A 796-nucleotide genomic window follows, 5' to 3' on the forward strand; every position below is an offset into this window, starting at 1 on the left:
CTACGGCTTCCTGGGCAACAGCTTCGGCGCCCCTACGGGTACGCAGGCCGGCGGCGGACGCACCAGGGGACTGCCTACCGGAACGAAGACGAACATCCCGAGCACGGGAGGAATGCTGCTGGCTGTGACCTACTACGACGAAGAGGGCAGAGCGGTGCAGACCAAAAGCGACAACCACCTGGGCGGGACCGACATTGTGGACAACAGCTACAGCTTTGCGGGCGAACTGGTTGCCAGTACCAGGACGCATACGTCCAGCCCGACCGGAACGCCGACAACGATCGCCACCCGCTACGAGTACGACCACATGGGCAGGAAGCTGGCCACGATGGAGGAGATCGACGGGCAGGGCGAAGTAACGCTGGCCAAGCTGGACTACAACGAACTGGGCCAGCTGCGGCAGAAGAACCTGCACAGCACCGACGGCACTGCATTTTTGCAGCATACCAAGTTCGCCTACAACGAGCGGGGCTGGCTGAAGAGCTCGGCTTCCAGCCAGTTCGGCATGGAACTGCGGTACGAGGACGGCACGGCGCCGCAGTTCAACGGCAACATCTCGGGCCAGCTGTGGGGAGCGGGCGGCACGCTGCCGAATGTCTTTGCCTACAGCTACGACAGGCTGAACAGGCTGATAGAAGGAAAGACGACGGCGGGCGTGGCCATGGGCGAAACGCTGTCCTACGATGCGATGGGCAACATCGCTTCGCTGAGCAGGTTTGACGGCACCACGACCAAGACCGGAACCTACAGCTATGCCGGCAACCAGTTGACTGGTATTACGGGCGGGGCATTGGCT

General features: G+C 62.3%; 1 pseudogene. It reads left to right on the forward strand.

The features are described from left to right. A pseudogene (locus tag JHD69_RS19955) lies at positions 1–796 on the forward strand (DUF6443 domain-containing protein); the annotation flags it as partial.

This window comes from Pedobacter sp. ASV12 (genome assembly GCF_016429155.1).
Lineage (GTDB): Bacteria > Bacteroidota > Bacteroidia > Sphingobacteriales > Sphingobacteriaceae > Pedobacter.